Origin of the sequence: Tritonibacter scottomollicae (genome assembly GCF_032924845.1) — a bacterium.
In the GTDB taxonomy this organism is placed as follows: domain Bacteria; phylum Pseudomonadota; class Alphaproteobacteria; order Rhodobacterales; family Rhodobacteraceae; genus Epibacterium; species Epibacterium scottomollicae.
The window spans coordinates 3748781-3769544 of sequence record NZ_CP136704.1; the positions used below are offsets into that span (position 1 = coordinate 3748781).

Here is a 20764-nt window from a genome sequence, read left to right on the forward strand (position 1 = left end):
ATGTTCGAGAACCTGAAACCCCAGCCTGCCGACAAAATTCTGGCGCTGATGCAGATGTACCGTGATGACCCGCGGGAACAGAAGGTCGATCTGGGTGTGGGGGTCTACAAGAACGCCGAGGGCGTGACCCCGGTGATGCGCGCGGTCAAAGTCGCCGAACAACGGATCATCGACGAGCAGGCCACCAAGGCCTACACGGGTCTGGCCGGGGATCCTGCCTATGCAGATGCGATGATCGATCTGATCCTCGGCAACGCAGTGGAGCGCGACAAGATTGCCGCCGCTGCCACCCCAGGCGGGACCGGCGCCGTACGTCAGGCGTTTGAGCTGATCAAGATGGCCAACCCCGGTGCGCGAGTTTTCGTGTCTGATCCGACTTGGCCGAACCACGTGTCGATCCTGAAATACGTTGGCATCGAGGCCGTGGTTTACCGCTATTTTGATGCCAGCACTGGCGCGGTGAACTTTGATGGCATGTTGGAAGACCTGAAGGGGGCCAAGGAAGGCGATGTGGTGCTGCTGCACGGTTGCTGCCACAACCCGACGGGCGCCAATCTGAACAGCACGCAGTGGCAGGCTGTGGTCGAATTGCTCAACGAACGGGGCCTGATCCCAATGGTCGACATCGCCTATCAGGGCTTTGGCGATGGTCTGGAAGAAGACGCTGCAGGCGTGCGTCTGGTGGCGTCCTCTGTGCCGGAGTGCCTGATTGCGGCGAGCTGTTCGAAGAACTTCGGCATCTATCGTGAACGCACGGGCCTGTTGATGGCGATCAGCCAGCAGGGGGATGCGGAAGGTCTGAACCAGAAGACACTGGCCTATCTGAACCGCCAGAACTACTCCTTCCCGCCCGATCACGGCGCTCGTGTGGTGACCACGATCCTGAATGATCCAGAGCTGCGCGCGGACTGGAAACAGGAGCTGGAGGAAACCCGTCTGGGCATGCTGGCCCTGCGTCAGCAATTGGCGGATGAGCTGCAGCGCCTGTCCGGATCCGACCGGTTTGGCTTTATCGCCGAGCACCGTGGCATGTTCTCGCTGTTGGGCACCACGCCCGAGCTGGTGGAAAAGATGCGCGTGGATGCGGGCATTTACATGGTGGGCGACAGCCGGTTGAACATCGCTGGTTTGAACGCGCAATCGGTTCCGGTGCTGGCCAAGGCAATCATTGACGCAGGCGTCTGAACCTGACCCTTACGACTGTGTATGGAGAGCGCGTCCCGATTGGGGCGCGTTTTCTTTTTGCGACGGGGGACCTCCCGCCCGTCCCGCCTGCATTGAAAATGCAGGCGCGCCCGTTGGGCCGGGCGCCGCTGCGCGGCGCAAAGGAAAGAAAAGGATCTGCTGAGAAGCGGTTCAGGGGCAGATCTGCCCTGAACGCGCCTTGTCGAGTGTGGGGCGGCCCATCCGCGCCTCAAGGGTAAACCGCGCGTGCCGCGCGGCGGCGGGGCCGCCCTTGACCCGCGGCTGCACCTGGGGTGCACCGCGTGAGCGGTGCGCGGCCCAACGCCTGAAGGGGGCTGTCGTCAGACAGGGCCTGCGCAGGGGGCGGGAGCCTCACCCCGTTCAGATGCAAAACGCGGCCCCCGAAAGAGCCGCGTTTCAGTGTTCTAGAAGAGCAGGGGGCGTGGGTTAGCCGGCCTTGAACTCCGGGTAGGCTTCCATGCCCAGTTCCGCCATGTCGAGGCCGTTGATTTCATCCTCTTCGGTGACGCGGATGCCCATGGTGGCCTTCAGGATCAGCCAGACGATGCCGGACACGATGAAGGTGAAAGCGCCGATGATGGCAAAGCCGATGATCTGGGTCACAAAGGACGTATCTGCGGTGTAGAAGGGAACCGCAAAGGTGCCCCAGAGACCCGCCAGCAGGTGCACCGGGATTGCGCCGACCACGTCGTCGATCTTCATCTTGTCGAGCATCGGCACGGTGAAGACCACGATCACGCCACCGACAGCACCAATCCAGAGCGCGCCGAACAGGGTCGGGTCAAGCGGGCCTGCGGTGATCGACACCAGACCGGCCAGCGCGCCGTTCAGCACCATGGTGAGGTCGGGCTTCTTGAACAGAAGCTGGGTCAGGATCAGCGCTGTGACGGCACCGGCGGCAGCGGCCATGTTGGTGTTGGCAAAGATGCGAGACACATCGGTCACGTCGCCCACGGTGCCTGCTGCCAGCTGCGAGCCACCGTTGAAGCCGAACCAACCGAGCCACAGGATGAATGTACCCAGGGTCGCCAGTGCAAGGTTGGAGCCGGGCATCGGGATGACGCGGCCCTCTTTGTACTTGCCAATACGCGGGCCGAGGATCAGCGCCCCGGCAAGGGCCGCAAAGCCACCGGCGGCGTGCACCAGGGTGGAGCCGGCAAAGTCAGAGAATCCCATCTCGGACAGGAAGCCGCCGCCCCACTGCCAGGACGCCTCGATCGGATAGATCACGCCGGTCAGGATCGCGACAAAGATCAGGAAGGGCCAGAGCTTGATGCGCTCCGCCAATGTGCCCGACACGATGGATGCGGTGGTGGCGCAGAACATCAGCTGGAAGAAGAAATCCGAGCCTGCGGAGGCATAATCAAGCGCTGCCGCATCCGCTCCGAGGCCAACCGGCTCCAGCGAGGTGACCGCGAACAGCGGGCCCATGACGCCGGTAATCAGCCAGCCGTCGCCCGGGTACATCAGATTGAAGCCGATCAGCCAGTACATGATCGCGGCGATAGAGAACAAGGCCACGTTCTTGGTCAGCTGCATGGTCACGTTTTTGGAGCGCACCAGGCCTGCTTCGAGCATGGCAAAGCCGGCGGCCATCCAGAACACCAGGAACCCGCCGATCAGGAACAGGAGTGTCGTAAAGATGTAGGGGGTGATGTCCGGTGTCTCGGCCGCTGTCTCCTGGGCGAAGGCCAGACCCGGCAGGGCCGCCAGCGCCGTGGTGGCGGCAAGTGTCACTGTCAGTTTCTTCATTGTCTTTGGCTTTCCTTTGCGAAGGGCGCGTTAGAGCGCTTCCTGATTGGTTTCGCCGGTGCGCACGCGCACGGCCTGGGCCACGTCCAGCACGAAAATCTTGCCATCGCCGATCTTGCCGGTGCGGGCGGTCTGGGTGATGGTCTCAACCACCTGATCCGCCAGATCAGACGGCACTACGATTTCCAGCTTCACTTTCGGTACGAAGTTCACTTCGTACTCAGCGCCGCGGTAGATCTCCGTGTGACCCGCCTGCGCGCCAAAGCCCTTGATTTCGGTTACCATCAAACCTGAGACACCGAGGGTGGTCAGCGCCTCGCGGACCTCCTCCAGTTTGAAGGGTTTGATGGCAGCAATGATCAATTTCATCTCGACACCCTTTCCCGGGCCCTGCGCCCGCTGTTTGCAGTTGCAGAAGATCGCCCCGCTCGAGTCGGGGGAACGTTTTAGGGGGGCTGATGCGCCTGCTTTCCGGGCGTCGGCTGAATAATTTCGCTTAAAAAAGGGGCTTTGCTCGTTTATTGGGCGTAATTTGGATGGCATTTGGCGAAAAACCGCCTCTCTACATTCTGAGAAGGAGCCGCTATTCTGTGCCAAAGAGGCTGGGCGTAAGCCCCACGAGACCCAAAATACGAGCAGTCAGAACAGGATTTTCAGCATGACGCAGGGGCGCAATTCCGGGCGCGGTACATCTGGGCGAGGACGTGGTCCGCTGGTCGCGGAGAAGCGTCAAGCGGGCGGACCCAAACGCAAACCGGCCAAGGCGCCGCGTCGCAAACCCGCGACACGCGCCAAGAAGGGCTGGAGCCTGTTTGGGCGTCGCAAGGCACGTGCCCCGCGCAAGCGCGGCGTGTTGGGGTGGTTGTTGATGCCGTTCCAAATCGTGCTCCGGGCCGTCTGGGCCGTGAGCTGGCGCATCGGAGTTCTGGTCGGGCTCTTTCTTGCCGGGGCGGTGGCCTATCATTATTCCAAGCTGCCGGAGTATCAGGCGCTGCTGGATGGTCGGAACCAGGGCTCAGTCACATTGCTGGATCGCGCGGGCAAGACCTTTGCCTGGCGCGGGGATCAGTTTGGCGGTGTGGTGACCGCGGATACGGTGTCGCCGCATTTGAAGAACGCCATTGTCGCCACCGAGGACAAACGCTTCTATCGCCACTTTGGCGTCTCGCCGCGCGGTATCGCCGGCGCGGTGCGCATCAATCTGAGCGAGGGACGTGGGCCGCTGTCTGGGCACGGGGGCTCTACCATTACCCAGCAGACCGCCAAGCTGATGTGTCTGGGCGTGCAATTTGATCCGACCATGTGGGAGAGCGAAGCGGCCTATGAGTCCGACTGTCGTCAGTCGTCGCTGTGGCGCAAGGCCAAGGAAGCGATCTTCTCGATGGCGATGGAGGCGAAATACTCCAAGAACGAGATCCTCTCCATCTATATGAACCGTGCCTATATGGGTGGCGGTGCCTATGGTGCCGAAGCCGCAGCGCAGCGGTTCTTTGGCAAGTCGGCCAATCAGGTCAACCCGCCTGAAGCGGCGATGCTGGCAGGACTTCTGACGGCCCCTTCGACGCTGGCGCCCACCAGCAATATCGAACGCTCGCGCAATCGCGCTGCGACGGTCCTGCGGTTGATGGAAGAACAGGGGTATCTGACCGAACAGGAGCGTCAGCGGGCCGCGGCCAATCCGGCGGAATTGAGTGAGGCCGCCGCGGCACGCGCCGGGGGCTATTTCGCCGATTGGATCATGGACACGGTGCCAGGATTCCTTGGCGATCAGACCACCGAGGATGTGGTGATCCGCACCACGCTCGACCAGCGTCTGCAGCAGGCGGCGGAAGATGCCGTGAACTATGTGTTTGAGAACAAGGTTCGCGAAGGGTCCAAGGCGCAGGCTGCCGTGGTGGTAATGAGCGCCGATGGCGCCGTGCGCGCCATGGTCGGCGGGCGTAAGGTGCGGGCATCGGGCGTGTTCAACCGGGTGACACAGGCCAAGCGGCAGACCGGGTCCGCCTTCAAGCCGTTTGTCTATGCGGCGGCTTTGGAGCTTGGATATTCGCCCTATGACCGGGTGCTGGATGCGGAGTATTGCCTTGATATCCCCGGCTCCGGTCCGTGGTGCCCGCAGAACTACACCCGCAAGCATTATGGTGAGATCACTTTGACCCGGGCCTTGCGTGATTCCCTGAACGTCCCGGCGGTAAAAGTGTCCGAAGCCGTTGGCCGGGACAATGTACGTCATGTGGCGGGCGAGTTCGGCATCGAGAGCGACCTGGCCGATGGCCCGTCTCTGGCGCTTGGTGCGTCCGAGAGCACGCTGCTGGAGATGACTGGCGCTTACGCGGGGATCCTGAACGGCGGCTCTTCCGTGACACCCTACGGCGTGGATGCGCTGACGTTGGTGGGCGATTCCGAACCGCTGATGGGTGCCTCTGGCGGCATGGGCGAACGGGTGATACGCCCCGCCGCCGCGCAGGAGTTGATCTGGATGATGGAGAAGGTCATCGCAGAAGGCACCGGGCGCAGGGCGCAGATACCGGGCTGGCAGGCGGCTGGTAAATCCGGCACCACCTCGGCGGCAAAGGATGCCTGGTTTGTCGGTTTCACGGCGGATTACGTGGCCGGGGTCTGGATGGGCTATGACGATAATACGCCCCTGACCGGCGTGACCGGTGGGGGGCTTCCGGCGGATATCTGGCGCGAGACCATGGTCCGCGTGCATGAGGGGCTTGAACCGCAGCCGCTGCCGATGAAAGCGCCGGAGCCTATCGCCGTGCCCGAGCCGCAGCCCCAGCAACAGCGTCGCAACAATGGCGGCGGTCTGGGACGTGAGATCGAACGCACGTTGAATGGCGTGCTGCGGGATATCTTCGGCAACTAAGCGCCCTGCGCAGGGACTCAGTCAATGCAGCCCTGCGGGCAACGAAAGCGATACAGGGCCATCCGCGGGGCATCCGGCGGATGGCCCTGCTGCGTTGGCCCTGCTGCGTTGGCCCTGCTGCGTTGCCTCTGCTGTGTTGGCTCTGACTGTGTGATCCCACGAGAATAGGGGGCGCGCGCAACATCCCGCGCCAGGTCAGGGCTCGTCTGCCCAAGGGCCGCCGTCCGGGGGATGTGGTGACACTTGAGGCGGCATGTGAGGCAGATGCGACCGCCCCATCACCCCGCCGTCGATGCGGAAGTCTGTATCGGATGAGAGACAGGCAAGCCTGCAGCCTGCGTCGCGCGCATGGCATTGCCGTTTGGGGCACTGAGGTCACGCAATCGCTGTAGCAAAGGCTGCGCCGGGGCTGAGGTGATGGCGTGAGACATCGGTCTGTCTGACGCATGCACAGACGAGGTCGCCACGATCAGCGCCGTGACCGCGACGCATACGCTTGCGAATTTTCCGGCCGAGCTTGCGCGCGAAGGGGCCTTGGTCTTTGCGCCGGTGGACATTGCCATTGGGTATGCCATCAATCTGAACCTCCTGAAGCATCACTCTGTTGTGGAGGGAGATATCCTGCGGCTTGTCAGACCGCGCGATGGTCCTGTGTCGAAATTGCGGAGCTTCGGTTCAGTTTAGGACGATTTGTCGATAGCCCGAAGGAGGGGCGGGTTCACGCGAGTGAGATCAGCAGGCTGCAAACCGCTTCCGGGTCATAGCGGTCGGGGCGGTCCCCGCGCGACAGTGGCAGTCTGTGGCATGCGACATCGTGATCTGCGACGACGCGGTCGCATTCTTTGGCAGGAGTCTTTGCATCGCAGATGACATGGCTGAGCAGGGCTGCAGTGGGGATATCGTCCCCGACGTCCCGGCGCATGGCAGTCAGCAGCGCGGAGATCTGATCCGTCAGGCGCATGCCGTGACACTCCGGGTCATCGCCGAGGCTGGGGATGTAAACCTTGGGCACGTTGCGCGCTGCAATGGCGCGACCGACACCAGCCGGCAGCAGGTTTGAGATCACGCTGGAATAGAGACTGCCGGGCGGGTAGCAGATCAGGTCACTGGCGGCGATCAGCTTCTGGTTCCGCTTGGGCAGGCGCGCCGTTTCGGCGGGCAGTTCGCTAGACCCATCGGAGAGAAACAGGCGCGTGATCCGGGTGCCCAGTGGCGCGCTTTCCTTACCGGTCATCTGGCGCTGACCGATGACGCGCCGCCCGTCCTCAAGCTCGGCGCCGATCTGCAGGTTCACATCGGCAATCGGGCGTACGATGCCGCGCACATCGACCATCTTCGACATAAGGAACAGCACCGGCTCCAACACCCGGTCATTGTCGAGGTAGCCCCCCGCCAGGATCAGGTTGCCGATGCTGGCATTGCGGTAATCCAGCCCTTTGGGCGCGGCGTCCTCAAAATGGCGCAGATAGCCAACGATCAGCTGCCGCATCGGTTTCGACAGGGCCTTCAGCAGCGGGTGCGCGCCATCGAACAGGCTGGCCACCTCGCGGGCCAACTCCTTGTCGCTGACGTCCTTGGGCAACCGGTGCGAAAACAACCGGTAGATGTCGGGCTGGCCCAGTTCCGTTTCATCCGCCAGCGCCATCAGCCGACTGCGCAGATCGCCGACGGCGGGCATGCCAAAGGCCTCGCGCAGCACCTGAGAGGAGCCACCACTGTCGAACGGCGTGATCAGATGCGCCGAATTATGCGTGTAGAGCTTGAGCTTGCGGGAAATTTCGTTGAGCGCACTGCCGCCGGAAAAGAACAGCAGACGCGGCCCTAGGTTGGGGGCGGCAAGAGAGCGCGCGATGCGCAGGTTGTCGGGAACCGAGGCGTGGCGTAGAATCGAGATATCGGACATGGTCACCCGTTCGTGCAGCTCGCGGCGACCATGCCATTCCTTTTGCCAAAACACCACAGGCTTGCCATGCCCACTCGCCAACCAGAGTTCCTAGAGGTCATCCGCATCGCCGCAAGGGCAGTGATCTGGCGTGAGGGGCGCGTTCTGGTGCAGGTGAAACAGGCCGCCGACGGGCGCATCTACCTCGGCCTGCCCGGTGGCCGGATGGAGCCTGGCGAGACCCTCGCCGAGGCGACCCGGCGCGAGGCGCTGGAAGAAGTCGGCGCCGAGGTGCAGGTGGGGCCGCTGCTGCAAGTGCTGGAAACCTACAGGAAACGCCCCGAGGGGCTGCGCCATCAGGTGGAACATCTGTTCGTCTGTCATGTGGATGACACATATGTCCCCCAGATGGGTCAGCATCCGGATTCAAAGCAGATCGCGGTGCGGTGGGCCGACCCAGTTGTCGAAGCCGCGCTGTTTGACCCGCCCTATGGTGCGCTGCTAACGGACAAGACCGCAGAGACGTACCAAGGGGTCGTGCAAGATGAAACTGCCTGAGGCAGCACAGGAAAACCTGGCGTTTCTGCTGGCGGAGCTGGACGGTCAGATGTCCAACCTGCTGGCTTACTTCAAGGAGCCTTCGGCCGATGGCGCGCAGAAGGTGGTGCTGCGGGCGGGCTATGCCCATAACCTTTGGTCGCGGGTGCAAGCCGCCTGTCGCAGCGCCACGACCCGTGGTAAGACTTCGCAGTCCAGGCGCTTGCTGCTGCAGAATGTCGACACCATTGCCCGCAACCTTGACCAGCTGTCGCGCCTGTCCCGTATGGCGCTGTTGCATGCCGAGGACGTGCAGCGCGTGAAGCTCCTGCGCCCCGAGGCCTATCGCAAGGTGCTGAGACAGGTGGCCTGTGCGTTGCACGAGGTGCTGCCGGCGCTGGAGGCCACAGACGGCAAGAGCGCCATTGCCATCGGTCAGAACAAGGCCGAGGTCGATGACTTCTACGACCGGATGTTTCGCACTTATACTCGCGACATGCGCGACACCCGCCATACCGAGGATCTGGCCAATGCGCTCTTGGTGCTTAACGAGGTGCGCCGCATGGGCGAAAGCCTGCAGGGCATCTCGGAAGCGCTGCTGTCGATCTCGATCGGGCAGAATGTGCAGTTCGAACGCTATTTCACCCTGCGCAGCGTGTTGTCCGGCAGCAAGGTGGCTGATGACGACCTGACGTTGAAGCCGCTGGCCGAAACCCGGTCCGGCAGCGCCATCTCCTCGGTCAGCACCCGCGACAAGGCGGGCGATCTGATCGACGCGGTGTTCAAGGACGGCGAAAAAAGCAAGGTCAAGGAAGAGCGCGCCGGGGTCAAAAGCTGGCACGCGATCTATCCCGGTCTTGCGCCGCGCATCCTGTCCTATGAAAAACGCGGCCAGTCGGCGGCGCTGTTGATCGAGCATCTGTCGGGCTACACGTTTGAACATGCTCTGTTGAACGAAGGCGACGCAACTCTGGCGGCGGCGCAGAGCGCGCTGCACAAGACACTCACCGATATCTGGACCCGGACCCAGTCCGATGATCCGGCAGAGATGCAGGCGATGAAGCAGCTCTCGGCCCGGATGAAGGACGTCTACCGTGTCCACCCGGAGTTTGACACCGGCGCGGCCCGCATTCAGGGTGTAAAACAGCCCGCCTTTGCGGAATTGCTGAAGGCGGCGGAGAAGCGCGAAACGCAGGTCGCGGCACCTTTCTCGGTCTATATCCACGGGGATTTCAACCTCGACAATGTGATCTATGATCCCGCAGAGCGAAAGATCCGGTTTATTGATCTGCATCGCTCGCGCTACATGGACTATGTGCAGGATGTCTCTGTCTTCATGGTGTCGAACTACCGTCTGCAGGTGCAGGACGGCCCGGTGCGGGCCCGCATCGGCGACACTGCGCTGGGGCTGCATCGGATGGCGGCCAGATTCGCCCGGGCGCGCAAGGACACCACGTTTGAATACCGGTTGGCGCTGGGGCTTGCGCGCAGCTTTGCCTCGTCTACCCGGTTTGTGTTCGACAAGGAGCACGCCCGGCGCATGTTCCTGCGCGCCCGCTACCTGCTGGATCTGGCCCTCGCCGTGCCCGACGGGCGCGAAGCCCGACTGAAATTGCCGATCAAGGAGCTGTTTGGTGACTGAACTGAAAATCGGGGTGATTGGCATCCCGGGAAAATGGTCGACGGAGGCCATCGCCGACGCCCTGGAGGCGCGGACCGGGTTTCGCCTGGTGATCGACATGGCCGAAGTTTCGCTGGATCTCGGCACCGGCGCGCTGGTCTATCGCGGGCAGGATCTGTGCCAGCTTGACGGGCTGGTGATCAAGAAGATCTCGGAGGTCTACAGCTACCACGCGCTGGATCGGCTGGAGATGCTGCGCGTGGCCGAGGCCAAGGGCGTGAAAATCTACAGCCGTCCCGAGGCGATCCTGCGGCTGATGGACCGGTTGGCCTGCACGGTGACGCTGGCCAATGCCGCGATCCCGATGCCGCCGACCACCATCACCGAAGATGAAACGGCTGCGCTGCAGGCGGTTCAGGCCTATGGCAGTGCGGTGTTCAAGCCGCTGTTCTCCACCAAGGCGCGCGGCATGTGCCTGATTTCCGCCAGCGATGCGGATGCGGCAGGGCAGATCGCTGCCTTCAAGGCGGACAACCCGGTGATGTATGTTCAGGCCAAGCGAGAGCTGTCGGGCCAGGATCTTGGCATGGTTTTTCTGGGCGGCGACTATGTCTGCACCTATGCGCGGGTGAAACAGGACGAGACCAGCTGGAACACCACAATTCTGTCGGGCGGCAAATATGAGGCGTTTGAGCCTGATGCCGCGCTGATCGACCTTGGTCGACGGGCGCAGGCACCCTTTGGCCTGACCTTCACCACCGTGGATGTGGCCCTGACCGACAGCGGCCCGATCGTCTTCGAAGTCTCCGCTTTTGGCGGCTATCGCGGCGTAAAGGAAGGCTGCGGCATTGATGCGGCGGCGCGGGTGGCCGATCACGTGGTGGCGGGAGTATCTGCATGAGCCTGACAACGGTCTCCGATATCGCGGCGCAACTGGAGCTCAGCGGCGCGCAGGCCGCAGAGCCGCTGGGGTTGCGCGTCGGGCCGGTCTCGGTCTGCATTCTCTGCGAAGGCCCGCTGCGCGACGTGTTGGCCGACTACTTCAAGGAAGCCACGGATGTGGTCGCAGACCCGGACATCACCGTGCATGTGGTCGAAGGGCAGGCCCTTGATCCCGCCCCGGCCTGGCAGGATTGGGCGCGCGAGCCGGGCAAGACCGGGCGCAAGGATGCGATCCACGATCTGACCGACGGGCGGCTGATCCACAAGCGCCGCACCGGCGTGACCTTCCTGCAGTCCACTGACCTTCTGGTGGCCTTTGGCCCGGTGACGGAAAACGCCAATCAGGTGGTGAATTTCGTCAATACGCAGGTGCTGAACAACCGTCAGCGTGCCGGTTGGGAGATCTGCCACGCCGCCGCCGTCAGCAAGGGCGGGCGCACATTGGCCATTGCGGGATTGTCGGGCGGCGGCAAATCCACCTCGATCCTGCGCATGATGGATATCCCCGGCATGTCGTTCATGACCAATGACCGGCTGTTGGTGCAGGCCGACGGCCTGGGGGCGCAGGGGCTCGGCATTCCGAAACATCCGCGCATCAACCCGGGCACCATTCTTGGCAATGATCGTCTGCACGACATGCTCAGCGCGCAGCGCAAGGCGGAGCTTCGGGCCATGCCAGCGGATGACCTGTGGCAGCTGGAGGAAAAATACGACCTGTTCATTTCCGACATATATGGCGCGGGGCGGATCGAATATGCCGCGCCGCTGACGGATTTCTGGGTGTTGAACTGGCAGCGCGACGAGGAACAGGTGACCATGATCGAGGAGGTCGATCTAGCGGCGCGCCCGGACTTGCTGGCCGCGATCATGAAGAGTGCAGGCCCGTTCTATCAGTTCCCCGATGGCAGCTTCCTGCGTGACACGGCGGCCCCCGATCCGGAGGGCTATCTTGCGGCATTGCGCAATGTGCGGGTGCAGGAGGTGACGGGACGGCTGGATTTCGATGCCATCGCCTATCTTGGGCGCGAGCTGTTTGATGCCTGACGGCGCACGCTACATCGCATTGATCCGCCACGGGGCCTATCACCAGAAACCCGGCGCGCCCTCCGCGTTGCAGCCCTTTCCCCTGACCGAAGACGGGTTGGCGCAGGCGAAGGCCTGCGGCGAAGCGCTGAACGCGGCTCTGATACGGGAGAACTGGACCCTTTCGCCGGTGATCCATGCCTCGCATCAGCTCCGCGCGTGGCAGACGGCGGAGGGGATTGCTGGCGTCTTGCGCCAGGCGGGGCACGCCGTGTCAGACATCGCCGAGACCTCCCGTCTGGCAGAGCGCAGCGTCGGTGCGGTGGCCAATCTGACGACTACAGAGATCGAGACCCTGCTGCAGCTGGACCCCCGCTATGATACCCCCCCGGAGGGATGGAAGTCCGACAGCCACTACCGTTTGCCATTTCAGGCCGCCGAGTCGCTGCTGGAGGCGGGCGCGCGTGTGGCCAGCCATCTGACCGATGTGGCCGAGGCCGCCGCGGCGGAGAGCCTGACGCTCTGTGTTGGGCACGGGGCGTCCTTTCGCTATGCTGCACATCACCTCGGTCTGCTGACCTTGGGCGATATTCCGCAACTCTCGATGCATCACGCGCAGCCGTTACTGCTCTGTTACATGGGGGATGGTAGATGGTCGCACTTTGGCGGTGCCTGGAAGCAGCGGCAGAGACAGGAGACCCATCTGGACTAGGGACAGACGCCTTGCAGAGCTGCCACACCGCCCGTTCCCCGCTTTTGCCGCCCATTCATGACCCCGTTGGCGAATTGTCCGACCTGCCGCAGGAGCTGGAACGCTGGTGCGTGACCGCGGCGCATTCCGGCTGTGCCCGTCCCGAAAGCGCCAATCACCTGCAGGCCTGTCTGGAACGCGCTGAGGCCCATGGCGGCTGGCGCTGGCCTGCCAAGCCGGTGGTGTTTCTTTCCGACACCCATGCCGATGCCGAGGGGTTCTTGCGCTCGCTTGTGGCCGCCGGTCTGATCCGGCGTGGACGAGCGGAGCCGGGCGGGTTCAGCCTGACCGAATTTGGCCAGAGTGCCACCATCCTGATCGGCGGTGATTGTCTCGACAAGGGGCCGAGCGATCTGGACATGCTGGATGCGCTGGGCACGCTAATGGCCAAGGGGCCGGATCTGCGCATTCTGGCGGGCAACCACGACCTGCGCCTGCGGCTGGCTGTCGCCGCCCTGCACGAGACCCCCACGGCGCTGACCGAACATCTTCTGGTGCGCATGGGGCGCAAGATCATCCCGCTGCTGCGCGAGGTTCATGACCGCTACGTGTGCGATGCGGATCTGGCCGACCTGCCGGATGAGGCCAGCTGCCGCGCGCGTCTGCACCCCGGTCGCGACTGGGCCGAACGGTTCTCGGTTGCCGCCGCGCGTCACCTGAATGCAGCCGCCGTCGCGTCCGAAGTGGAGAAGCTGGCAAAGAAGGCCGCACAATTTGATGCGGAGCTTGCCCGCGCGGGGCTGACCTCGCGGATGGTGCTGGCCGCAGCGCTCAAATGCCGCGAGGTGTTTTTCACGTCCGGGGGCGACTACGCCTGGTTCTACGAGTCGATGGATGTGGTCTGCCAGCTGGGCTCGCTGCTGTTTGTGCACGCCGGGATCGACGACAGCATGTGCGAGTTGCTGTCCGAGGCAGGCGCTGCTGGCATCAACGCCCGCTACAGGGCGGAGCAGGGCGCGCACCCCTTTGCCTTCTATTTCGGACCATTGGCCAATCTGGTGCGGACAAAATATCGCGCCTCTGATGCGGCGCTGACACAGCAGGGCGTCGCCGTGCTGCATGGGCTTGGCATCCATATGGTGGTGCAGGGGCATGTGAACAATCAAAGCGGCCAGCGGTTGTTGGCCAAACAGGGGCTGTTGCACCTTGAAGGGGATGTGACGCTGGACCGGGCGTCGCGTCGGTTGGAAGGGCTCTCCGGCATCGGCGCCGGGGCCACCTTGATCTTTCCCAGCGGGGATGTCATCGGTTTGAGCACAGATTACCCGCGCGCCAAGCATTTCGCGCCGGAGCGGCAATTCCTTCCGCGTTAGAGCCGCACTCACGCAGCTGAGATCAGGACGGGCAGTGATGGCCAAGGACGACAAGACAGGCGACGACGCGCGATTTCGTCACGACTCCCTGCAGGATCGCAAGACGATCAAGGGGTTGGTGGATGCCATCGGCAAAGGGCTGGCCAAGGGCGAGCTGAGCCTGAGCGATGACGAGGGCGAGATCGTGCTGAACCCCGAAGGGTTGCTGACCCTGCGCATCCGGGCCGAGCGCAACGACGGCCAATGCAAGGTCGATTTTCGCGTCAGCTGGACCGAGCGTGACGATGATCTGCAGCAGAAAGCTGCGCCAAAGGTCAAAGCGCGCGGCTAGGGGCGATTAAGCCTGCTCTTCGAGAATACCTGCTTAAAGGCTTCGAACAGGACAAGTGGGAGGCTCCCGCCTGTTTCTCAGCGCCTGTCGGCTTGTCGAAACAGTTGGGCCCGGCGCCGCGCGCCCCGCAGGGGCGCGCGGCGCCGATCGCTTCGGGCAAAGCCCGAAGCGAAACTCCTCAAACGTGATGTGCAGTTAAATGTCAGCCCGGCCTGTGCCGATCTGGGTGCGCGGCGTCAAAGGCCGGATGCGCGGCGCAGCTCTGCTCAATGCGCAACAGGCGCGGGAAGGGCGTGAGATCCACCTCCCAGCGGCGCGCATTGTAGAGCTGCGGCATCAGGCAGATATCGGCAAGGCCTGGTGTCGCACCGGTACAGAAAGGCGCATCCTCCCATCGTTCCAGCAGCGCCGCGAAGGCCTGCAGCCCGGGGCCGATGAACTGGTGCATCCAGCCCGCCATGTCGAGGGCGCCGCCACTTTGCGAGACGCCGAAGCGGGCGACCGAGAGGTTGCAGACCGGATGCAGATCCACTGCAATGCTCTGCGCCAGGGCCTCCACATGGGCGCGGGCGACGGGATCCTGCGGCATCAACCCAAGCCCCCGCGTGGCGTCCAGATAGGTGAGGCAGGCCAGCGACTGCGTGAACCGCTGCCCGTCGATATCGAGCACCGGCACCAGCCCCTGCGGGTTGCGCGCCAGATGATCTGCCGTGCGATGGTCACCCGCTACCAGGTCGACGGAGCGGCTCTCATAGGAGATGCCTGCGAGGTTGAGCGCGATGCGCAACCGGTAGCTCGCGGAGGAGCGCCAATAGTCCCAGAGTACGGTGTCAGCCATCGATCAGACCCGCTTTGGCCTGTCTTAGAGCCTGTTTCAGGATTTCCGCCTCCCCTATGTGGTTGGCCAGGATCAGGATCAGGCGCGCATTGAGGGCGTCGCTATGGGCCTTGCTCAGCCCCTCATGCGCAGACAGCAGCATTGCGTAAGTGTCATCCGGGGTCGCAAGGTTTGCGGTCAGCGTCAGTGTCTCGGGCATCGGGTTACTCCTTGCCGATGGTGCGGCGCATGGCGGCGCGGATCTTGGCATCGTCAAACGCGGGCATGCGGGTTGCCACGTGTTGGTCGGGCCGGATCAGGTAGACCGCAGAGGCTTCCGTGCCCAGATAGCGATCACGCAGCGCGGTGGTTGTTGCATCATCGGTTGAGATCGAGAGTCTGGAGATCGTCACGCCCGCCTCTTCCAGCGTCTCTGGCGCCTCTGCGTTGATCGCCAGCAGGGTGAAGGTGTTGCCAAGCTGCGGCAGCAGGAAGCAGTCCTTGATCGGGGCATCCGGGCAGGGCGCGCCGGGGCGTGTGCGGGCTGGGCCGCCAGGCAGGTGATCGCCGGAGTTGAGCGGCGAGCCATCATAGATCGAGGGCAGCGACAGGCGTCCGGAATTCACCAGCGGGCGCGCGAACCCGTGATGCTCCGACAGGTCCAGCACCGCGTCGCGGAAGATGCGCGACATCTCCGATTTTGGCGTGATGAAATCAGTTGAGCGCGAGGAGTTCAGGATGTTTTCCTCTGCCGCCGCAATCCGTTCCGTGTCGTAACTGTCCAGCAGGCTGTCGTCCGCCAGGCCCTCCAGCACCAGTTTCAATTTCCACATCAGATTGTCGGTGTCCTGCAAGCCGGAGTTCGCCCCGCGTGCCCCAAAGGGTGAGACCTGATGGGCGCTGTCCCCGGCAAAGATCACCCGACCGTGACGGAACCTTTCCATGCGGCGGCATTGGAATGTGTAGATGGAGACCCACTCCAACTCGAACTGCACGTCGTCGCCCAGCATCGCTTTGAGCCGGGGGATGACATTCTCGGGCTTCTTCTCCTCCGCCTTGTCGATGTCCCAGCCGAGCTGCAGGTCGATGCGCCAGACCCCATCGGGCTGTTTGTGCAGAAGTGCCGATTGCCCCTTGTTGAAGGGCGGGTCGAACCAGAACCAGCGTTCGGTCGGAAAATCAGCCTCCATTGTGACATCGGCGATCAGGAAATTGTCCTCAAACACCCGGCCGACAAAATCGAGCCCCATTTGTGCGCGGATCGGAGAGCCGGCGCCGTCGCAAGCGATCAGCCATTCGGCCTCAAGTGTGTAGCCTCCATCCGGGGTGTCGACGGTGAGCCTGGCGTGGCTGCCGTGATCCGTCACACCCGCGACCCTGTTCTTGCCGCGGATCTCGATGGGCGCGCCGGCGGCCTGCAGGCTGCGCACACGGTCCACGAGGTAGTCCTCGATATAGTATTGCTGCAGGTTCACGAAGGCGGGGAACTGGTGACCGTCCTCGGGCAGCAGGTTGAAGTCATAGACCTTGCGATCCCCGAAGAAGACTTTGCCCATGTTCCATTCGACGCCCTTGTCGGCCATGGCGTGCCCGACGCCAAGCCGATCCGCGATCTCCAATGTGCGTTTGGCAAAGCAGATGGCGCGGGAGCCGGAGCTGACCTTGTCGTTGTCATCCAAGACCAGAACCGGCACGCCGGACTGCGCAAGGTCGATGGCCGCAGCAAGGCCGACCGGCCCTGCGCCGACCACGACGACCCTGTGGCGTGCGGGCGGGGTCGCATCCTGATCCGCATGGCGTGCATAGGGGTACAGCGGCACCTCAAAAATCTTGTTCATCCGGTTTCCTCCCTCCGGCAAGCAGCTTCTGGTCCGACCCCGCGTGGCGGGATCGGTGGCAAGGACGGACAATCGCCATTGCATCTAAGATAGGCTCTAAAGGCTGGCTTAGAGCCGAATTCAGGCCTGCAGGGCTTCCCACATCTCCAGATCGCGCTGTGCGGTCCAGATCCGGGGTGTGTCGATGCCGCGGGCCTCGTCATAGGCGCGGGCGACGTTGAAGGGCAGGCAATGTTCGTAGATCGCGTAGTCCTTGAACTTCGGATCACAGGCTTCGCGTACCGCGTCCCAGGCCTCTTTCAGCGACCCGCCACGCGCCGCGACCTTTGCCGCCGGGCGATAGGTGCTGTCGACAAAGTCGCGGGTGTTCTCGATGGCAGCGTTGACCATCTCCTTGCCCACGAGAGCGTCGCCGCGACCGGGGGCGATGGCGTCCACATCATAGGATTTGATGTTGTCGAGCGTGTTGCCCCAATCGCCAAAATGCCCGTCACCGCAATAGCAGGCGGAGTGGTATTCGACGATGTCGCCGGTGAACATGACGTTTTGATCCGGCACATGGATCACCGCATCACCGGCGGTATGGGCGCGCCCCAGATGTTTGATGTCGACGCGGCGATTGCCGAGGTAAACCGTCATGCTGTCGGAGAAAGTGGTCGTGGGCCAGGTGAGGCCTGGAATGCTCTCGTGGCCCTCAAACAGGCGCGGGAAGCGCTGGAATTCGCTGTCCCAGTCTTCCTGTCCGCGTTCGACCACCATGGCGCGGGCGGTGTCGGACATGATGATGTTCTCGGCGCCAAAGGCCGAGGCCCCCAGTACGCGCACTGCGTGATAGTGGGTCAGCACCACATGAGAGATCGGCTTGTCTGTGACCGAGCGCACGCAGTCGATGACCTTGTTGGCAAGGCGCGGGGTCGCCTGCGCCTCGACGATCATGACGCTGTCGTCGCCAATGATGACGCCGGAATTTGGATCTCCTTCGGCGGTGAAGGCATAAAGGCCTTCGCCCACCTCGGTGAAGGAGATGTTCTTTTCGCTCATGTCGCCCTGGGATGCGAAGGCTTTGGCCATAGGGTCGTGTCCTTTTTGTCTGTTCCGCCGAAGGTCAGGTTGGGGTGCCTCCGGCGGAGGTATTTGAGAAAAGATGAAGATCCTAGCGTGCGTAAGGATCGCTGAGCGCGGGCACTACAGTGCCGGTGCAGTCGCCGAAACCGATGGTATAGCCATCGCCCTTCGCCGCGCCCTTCAGGGTCAGCGTATCGCCATCCTCGATGAAGCTGCGGCTCTCGCCCGTGGGCAGGGTCAACGGCTCCTTGCCGCCCCAGCTGAGCTCCAAGAGCGAGCCGCGTTGGTCCTTTTCAGGGCCTGAAATGGTTCCGGAGCCGAGGAGGTCGCCCGGGGTCATCGGGCAGCCGGAGGTGGTGTGATGCGCCAGTTGCTGCGCGGCGGAATAGTACATTTCCTTGTAGTTGGTGCGCGCGATGGTGGCGCCCTCGCCGCCTTCGGGCCGCAGGGTGACCTCCAGGTCGATGTCATACAGCATCGGGCCGCAGTCTTTCAGATGGTCCAGAAGCTCTACCTCGCGGGAGGGCGTGTCGCAGCGGAACGGTTCGAGCGCCGCCTTGGTGACGATCCAGGGGCTGATGGAGGTGGCGGTCGCCTTGGCTTGGAACGGGCCCAGCGGCTGGTATTCCCAGGCCTGGATATCGCGGGCCGACCAATCGTTCAGCAACACATAGCCAAAGATGTTGTCATCGGCTTCCTGTACCGTGATCGGACCCTCGGAGGGGGTGCCGACAAGCGCGCCCATCTCCAGTTCGATGTCGAAGCGCGCACAGGGTGCCCAGCGAGGGGCTGCATCATTCGGCCCCTTCAGCTGCCCCCAGGGACGGCGCACATCGGTGCCGGAGACCACGACCGACGAGGCACGGCCGTTGTAGCCGATCGGGATATGCAGCCAGTTCGGCGGCAACGCATTCTCGGCGCCGCGGAACATGGTGCCCACATTGGTGGCGTGGTGACGGCCAGCATAGAAATCGGTGTATTCCGACACGATCACCGGCATGTGCAACTCTGCGTCAGCCATGGGAACAAGGCAGGGCTCCACCGTCTTCTGCTCTTCGGCACCATCCTGCAGCAAAGCGATCAGGCGATTGCGCAGGGCGGTCCAGAGTGCCGGGCCTTCTTCCATGATCTCGTTCCAGAACGGCATCTCGAACATCGGTTCGTCACCCAGATCCACCAGCCCTGCGGCCTCGGCCGCTTGCAAATCAAGGATCATGTCGCCGATGGCCACGCCGCAGCGCGGATCGGTGCCTGCGGTGGAAAAGACGCCGTAAGGCAAGTTGTTGAGCGGGAAGGGGTGATCGGCGGAATTGGCCGAGGTGACCCAGGATTTTTTCAAAGGCATGCGCGTTCCTTGTGGCGGTGAGGGCTCTGTCGGCCCTGCTTCATCTTTTCACAAATATCTCGGGGGTGAATGCGGCCCGTCGGGCCGCAGAGGGGGCAGCGCCCCGTCACTTCTTGCCCGGGGTGCCGTCGAATTTCTTCTCCAGCGAGGTCCAGCAGTCGATATATTCATCCTGCAACGGTGCTTCCTTGGCGGCAAACTCCGTCAGATGCTGCGGGAAGCGGGTCTCGAACATGAAGGACATGGTGTTTTCCAACTTCTCCGGTCCGAGGTTGGAATTCGACGCGCCTTCAAATGCATCTTTGTCCGGCCCATGCGGCAGCATCATGTTGTGGAGGCTCACGCCACCCGGCACAAACCCCTGTGGTTTGGCATCATACTGGCCGTAGATATTGCCCATCAGCTCCGACATGATGTTCTTGTGATACCACGGCGGGCGGAAGGTGTTCTCGGCCACCATCCAGCGTTCGCGGAACAGCACAAAGTCGATATTCGCGGTGCCCGGCTGGCCCGACGGCGCGGTCAGCACGGTAAAGATCGACGGGTCCGGATGGTCGAATAGGATGGCGCCGACCGGGCAGTAGGTCCGCAGGTCGTATTTGTAAGGCGCGTAGTTGCCGTGCCAGGCCACCACATCCAGCGGGCTCTGGTCGATCTGGGTCTCATGGAACTGGCCACACCATTTCACAGTTAGGGTCGAGGGCACCTCGCGGTCCTCATAGGCCGCCACCGGCGCCTTGAAGTCGCGCGGGTTGGCCATGCAGTTGGCACCGATCGGGCCACGGCCCGGCAGGTCGAACTTTTGGCCGTAGTTTTCGCAGACGAATCCGCGCGCCGGCCCCTCCAGCACCTCGACCCGATAGACCAGACCGCGCGGGATGATGGCGATCTCCTTGGGCTCCACATCGATGATACCCAGTTCGGTGGCAAAGCGCAGCCGGCCCTCTTGTGGCACCACCAGCAGCTCGGAATCGGCGGAGAAGAAATAGGCGTCCTGCATCGATTCGGTGACCAGATAGACATGGGTGGCCATGCCGACCTGGGTGTTCACATCCCCCGCCGTGGTCATGCTGCGCATGCCGGTGAGCCAGGTCAGCCCCTCGTCCGTATGCGGCACCGGATCCCAGCGGTATTGACCAAGCGAGATCACATCCTCGGGAATATGCGGCGCGCTTTTCCAGTAGGGCAGGTCGATCTTGCTGTAGCGGTGCGAATGCTTGACGCTTGGACGAATGCGGTAGCACCAGGTGCGCTCCGGGCGCTCGGCGGTGAAGGCGGTGCCGGAGAGCTGCTCGCCATAAAGCCCGTATTCGCATTTCTGCGGGCTGTTCATCCCCTGCGGCAGCGCGCCGGGCAGGGCCTCTGTTTCAAAATCATTGCCAAATCCGGGCATGTAGCCCTCTGTGGTGCCCTGGTTCGACGGGGCCTGAATCATCTGGTCCGGCAGTGCGTGACGGGTCATTGCGGCC

Annotated in this window: 18 protein-coding genes; 9 read left to right on the plus strand and 9 right to left on the minus strand. The window is 63.1% G+C overall.

Annotation, left to right across the window (positions count from 1 at the left end; genetic code table 11):
• Positions 1–1185 carry an amino acid aminotransferase gene (locus R1T40_RS18590; protein ID WP_106164196.1) on the plus strand — a complete coding sequence of 395 codons (1185 nt, stop codon included), beginning with the start codon at positions 1–3 and terminating at the stop codon, positions 1183–1185.
• A 447-nt stretch (positions 1186–1632) separates the two neighbouring features.
• Here the strand turns inward: R1T40_RS18590 and R1T40_RS18595 are convergent, their stop codons facing one another.
• Complete coding sequence (locus tag R1T40_RS18595) at positions 1633–2958, minus strand: ammonium transporter (protein WP_317385196.1); 1326 nt, start codon at positions 2956–2958, stop codon at positions 1633–1635.
• A 30-nt stretch (positions 2959–2988) separates the two neighbouring features.
• A complete protein-coding gene (locus R1T40_RS18600) occupies positions 2989–3327 on the minus strand; it encodes a P-II family nitrogen regulator (protein ID WP_106164198.1) in 339 nt (112 codons plus the stop codon).
• A 289-nt stretch (positions 3328–3616) separates the two neighbouring features.
• On the opposite strand from R1T40_RS18600, the gene R1T40_RS18605 reads away from it, so the two are divergent.
• Positions 3617–5830: a transglycosylase domain-containing protein gene (locus R1T40_RS18605; protein ID WP_317385197.1), complete on the plus strand. Its 2214-nt coding sequence runs from the start codon at positions 3617–3619 to the stop codon at positions 5828–5830.
• Positions 5831–6548: 718 nt separating this feature from the next.
• Here the strand turns inward: R1T40_RS18605 and R1T40_RS18610 are convergent.
• Entirely contained in the window at positions 6549–7814 is a 1266-nt protein-coding gene (locus tag R1T40_RS18610; RefSeq protein ID WP_317385198.1) for a GAK system CofD-like protein, read from the minus strand.
• On the opposite strand from R1T40_RS18610, the gene R1T40_RS18615 reads away from it, so the two are divergent.
• Genes R1T40_RS18615 through R1T40_RS18645 form a run of 7 tightly spaced genes read left to right on the plus strand, consistent with a single transcriptional unit; the run spans position 7800 to position 14230 of the window.
• The gene (locus R1T40_RS18615; protein ID WP_317385199.1) at positions 7800–8270 is read left to right on the plus strand and encodes an NUDIX domain-containing protein; all 471 of its coding nucleotides are present in this window, start codon (positions 7800–7802) and stop codon (positions 8268–8270) included. The two genes, R1T40_RS18610 and R1T40_RS18615, sit on opposite strands and share 15 nt — an antisense overlap.
• On the plus strand, positions 8257–9891 hold the full coding sequence (locus R1T40_RS18620) for an aminoglycoside phosphotransferase family protein (RefSeq protein WP_317385200.1): 1635 nt from the start codon (positions 8257–8259) through the stop codon (positions 9889–9891). Before R1T40_RS18615 ends, R1T40_RS18620 begins: the two co-directional genes overlap by 14 nt.
• Positions 9884–10771 (plus strand): GAK system ATP-grasp enzyme, encoded by an 888-nt coding sequence (locus tag R1T40_RS18625; RefSeq protein ID WP_317385201.1) that lies wholly within the window; start codon positions 9884–9886, stop codon positions 10769–10771. Before R1T40_RS18620 ends, R1T40_RS18625 begins: the two co-directional genes overlap by 8 nt.
• Positions 10768–11856 (plus strand): HprK-related kinase B, encoded by a 1089-nt coding sequence (locus R1T40_RS18630; protein ID WP_317385202.1) that lies wholly within the window; start codon positions 10768–10770, stop codon positions 11854–11856. Before R1T40_RS18625 ends, R1T40_RS18630 begins: the two co-directional genes overlap by 4 nt.
• Positions 11849–12547, plus strand: coding sequence for a histidine phosphatase family protein (locus R1T40_RS18635; protein WP_317385203.1), 699 nt, complete (start codon positions 11849–11851; stop codon positions 12545–12547). The genes R1T40_RS18630 and R1T40_RS18635 overlap by 8 nt, the downstream gene beginning before the upstream one ends.
• A gap of 11 nt (positions 12548–12558) precedes the next feature.
• Positions 12559–13899: a metallophosphoesterase gene (locus R1T40_RS18640; RefSeq protein WP_317385204.1), complete on the plus strand. Its 1341-nt coding sequence runs from the start codon at positions 12559–12561 to the stop codon at positions 13897–13899.
• A 37-nt stretch (positions 13900–13936) separates the two neighbouring features.
• Positions 13937–14230: an amphi-Trp domain-containing protein gene (locus R1T40_RS18645; RefSeq protein ID WP_317385205.1), complete on the plus strand. Its 294-nt coding sequence runs from the start codon at positions 13937–13939 to the stop codon at positions 14228–14230.
• A gap of 202 nt (positions 14231–14432) precedes the next feature.
• On the opposite strand, the gene maiA is transcribed toward R1T40_RS18645, so the two are convergent.
• From maiA to hmgA, 6 genes are all read right to left on the minus strand, one after another.
• Complete coding sequence (gene maiA / locus R1T40_RS18650) at positions 14433–15068, minus strand: maleylacetoacetate isomerase (RefSeq protein WP_317385206.1); 636 nt, start codon at positions 15066–15068, stop codon at positions 14433–14435.
• On the minus strand, positions 15061–15267 hold the full coding sequence (locus R1T40_RS18655) for a DUF2783 domain-containing protein (protein ID WP_317385207.1): 207 nt from the start codon (positions 15265–15267) through the stop codon (positions 15061–15063). The genes maiA and R1T40_RS18655 overlap by 8 nt, the downstream gene beginning before the upstream one ends.
• 4 nt (positions 15268–15271) lie before the next feature.
• Positions 15272–16885: an FAD-dependent oxidoreductase gene (locus R1T40_RS18660; RefSeq protein WP_317385208.1), complete on the minus strand. Its 1614-nt coding sequence runs from the start codon at positions 16883–16885 to the stop codon at positions 15272–15274.
• A 120-nt stretch (positions 16886–17005) separates the two neighbouring features.
• Positions 17006–17956, minus strand: coding sequence for an MBL fold metallo-hydrolase (locus tag R1T40_RS18665; RefSeq protein WP_106164210.1), 951 nt, complete (start codon positions 17954–17956; stop codon positions 17006–17008).
• 82 nt (positions 17957–18038) lie between these two features.
• A complete protein-coding gene (fahA, locus tag R1T40_RS18670; protein ID WP_317385209.1) occupies positions 18039–19295 on the minus strand; it encodes a fumarylacetoacetase in 1257 nt (418 codons plus the stop codon).
• A 106-nt stretch (positions 19296–19401) separates the two neighbouring features.
• The gene (gene hmgA / locus R1T40_RS18675; RefSeq protein ID WP_317385210.1) at positions 19402–20757 is read right to left on the minus strand and encodes a homogentisate 1,2-dioxygenase; all 1356 of its coding nucleotides are present in this window, start codon (positions 20755–20757) and stop codon (positions 19402–19404) included.
• Positions 20758–20764: the final 7 nt, after the last annotated feature.

Coding starts and splice junctions, on each gene's coding strand:
- hmgA (WP_317385210.1), bottom strand. CDS start 20,757: ATGACCCGTCACGCACTGCCGGACCAGATGATTCAGGCCCCGTCGAAC.
- maiA (WP_317385206.1), bottom strand. CDS start 15,068: ATGGCTGACACCGTACTCTGGGACTATTGGCGCTCCTCCGCGAGCTAC.
- R1T40_RS18630 (WP_317385202.1), top strand. CDS start 10,768: ATGAGCCTGACAACGGTCTCCGATATCGCGGCGCAACTGGAGCTCAGC.
- R1T40_RS18615 (WP_317385199.1), top strand. CDS start 7,800: ATGCCCACTCGCCAACCAGAGTTCCTAGAGGTCATCCGCATCGCCGCA.
- R1T40_RS18605 (WP_317385197.1), top strand. CDS start 3,617: ATGACGCAGGGGCGCAATTCCGGGCGCGGTACATCTGGGCGAGGACGT.
- R1T40_RS18660 (WP_317385208.1), bottom strand. CDS start 16,885: ATGAACAAGATTTTTGAGGTGCCGCTGTACCCCTATGCACGCCATGCG.
- R1T40_RS18645 (WP_317385205.1), top strand. CDS start 13,937: ATGGCCAAGGACGACAAGACAGGCGACGACGCGCGATTTCGTCACGAC.
- R1T40_RS18620 (WP_317385200.1), top strand. CDS start 8,257: ATGAAACTGCCTGAGGCAGCACAGGAAAACCTGGCGTTTCTGCTGGCG.
- fahA (WP_317385209.1), bottom strand. CDS start 19,295: ATGCCTTTGAAAAAATCCTGGGTCACCTCGGCCAATTCCGCCGATCAC.
- R1T40_RS18655 (WP_317385207.1), bottom strand. CDS start 15,267: ATGCCCGAGACACTGACGCTGACCGCAAACCTTGCGACCCCGGATGAC.
- R1T40_RS18590 (WP_106164196.1), top strand. CDS start 1: ATGTTCGAGAACCTGAAACCCCAGCCTGCCGACAAAATTCTGGCGCTG.
- R1T40_RS18595 (WP_317385196.1), bottom strand. CDS start 2,958: ATGAAGAAACTGACAGTGACACTTGCCGCCACCACGGCGCTGGCGGCC.
- R1T40_RS18665 (WP_106164210.1), bottom strand. CDS start 17,956: ATGGCCAAAGCCTTCGCATCCCAGGGCGACATGAGCGAAAAGAACATC.
- R1T40_RS18635 (WP_317385203.1), top strand. CDS start 11,849: ATGCCTGACGGCGCACGCTACATCGCATTGATCCGCCACGGGGCCTAT.
- R1T40_RS18600 (WP_106164198.1), bottom strand. CDS start 3,327: ATGAAATTGATCATTGCTGCCATCAAACCCTTCAAACTGGAGGAGGTC.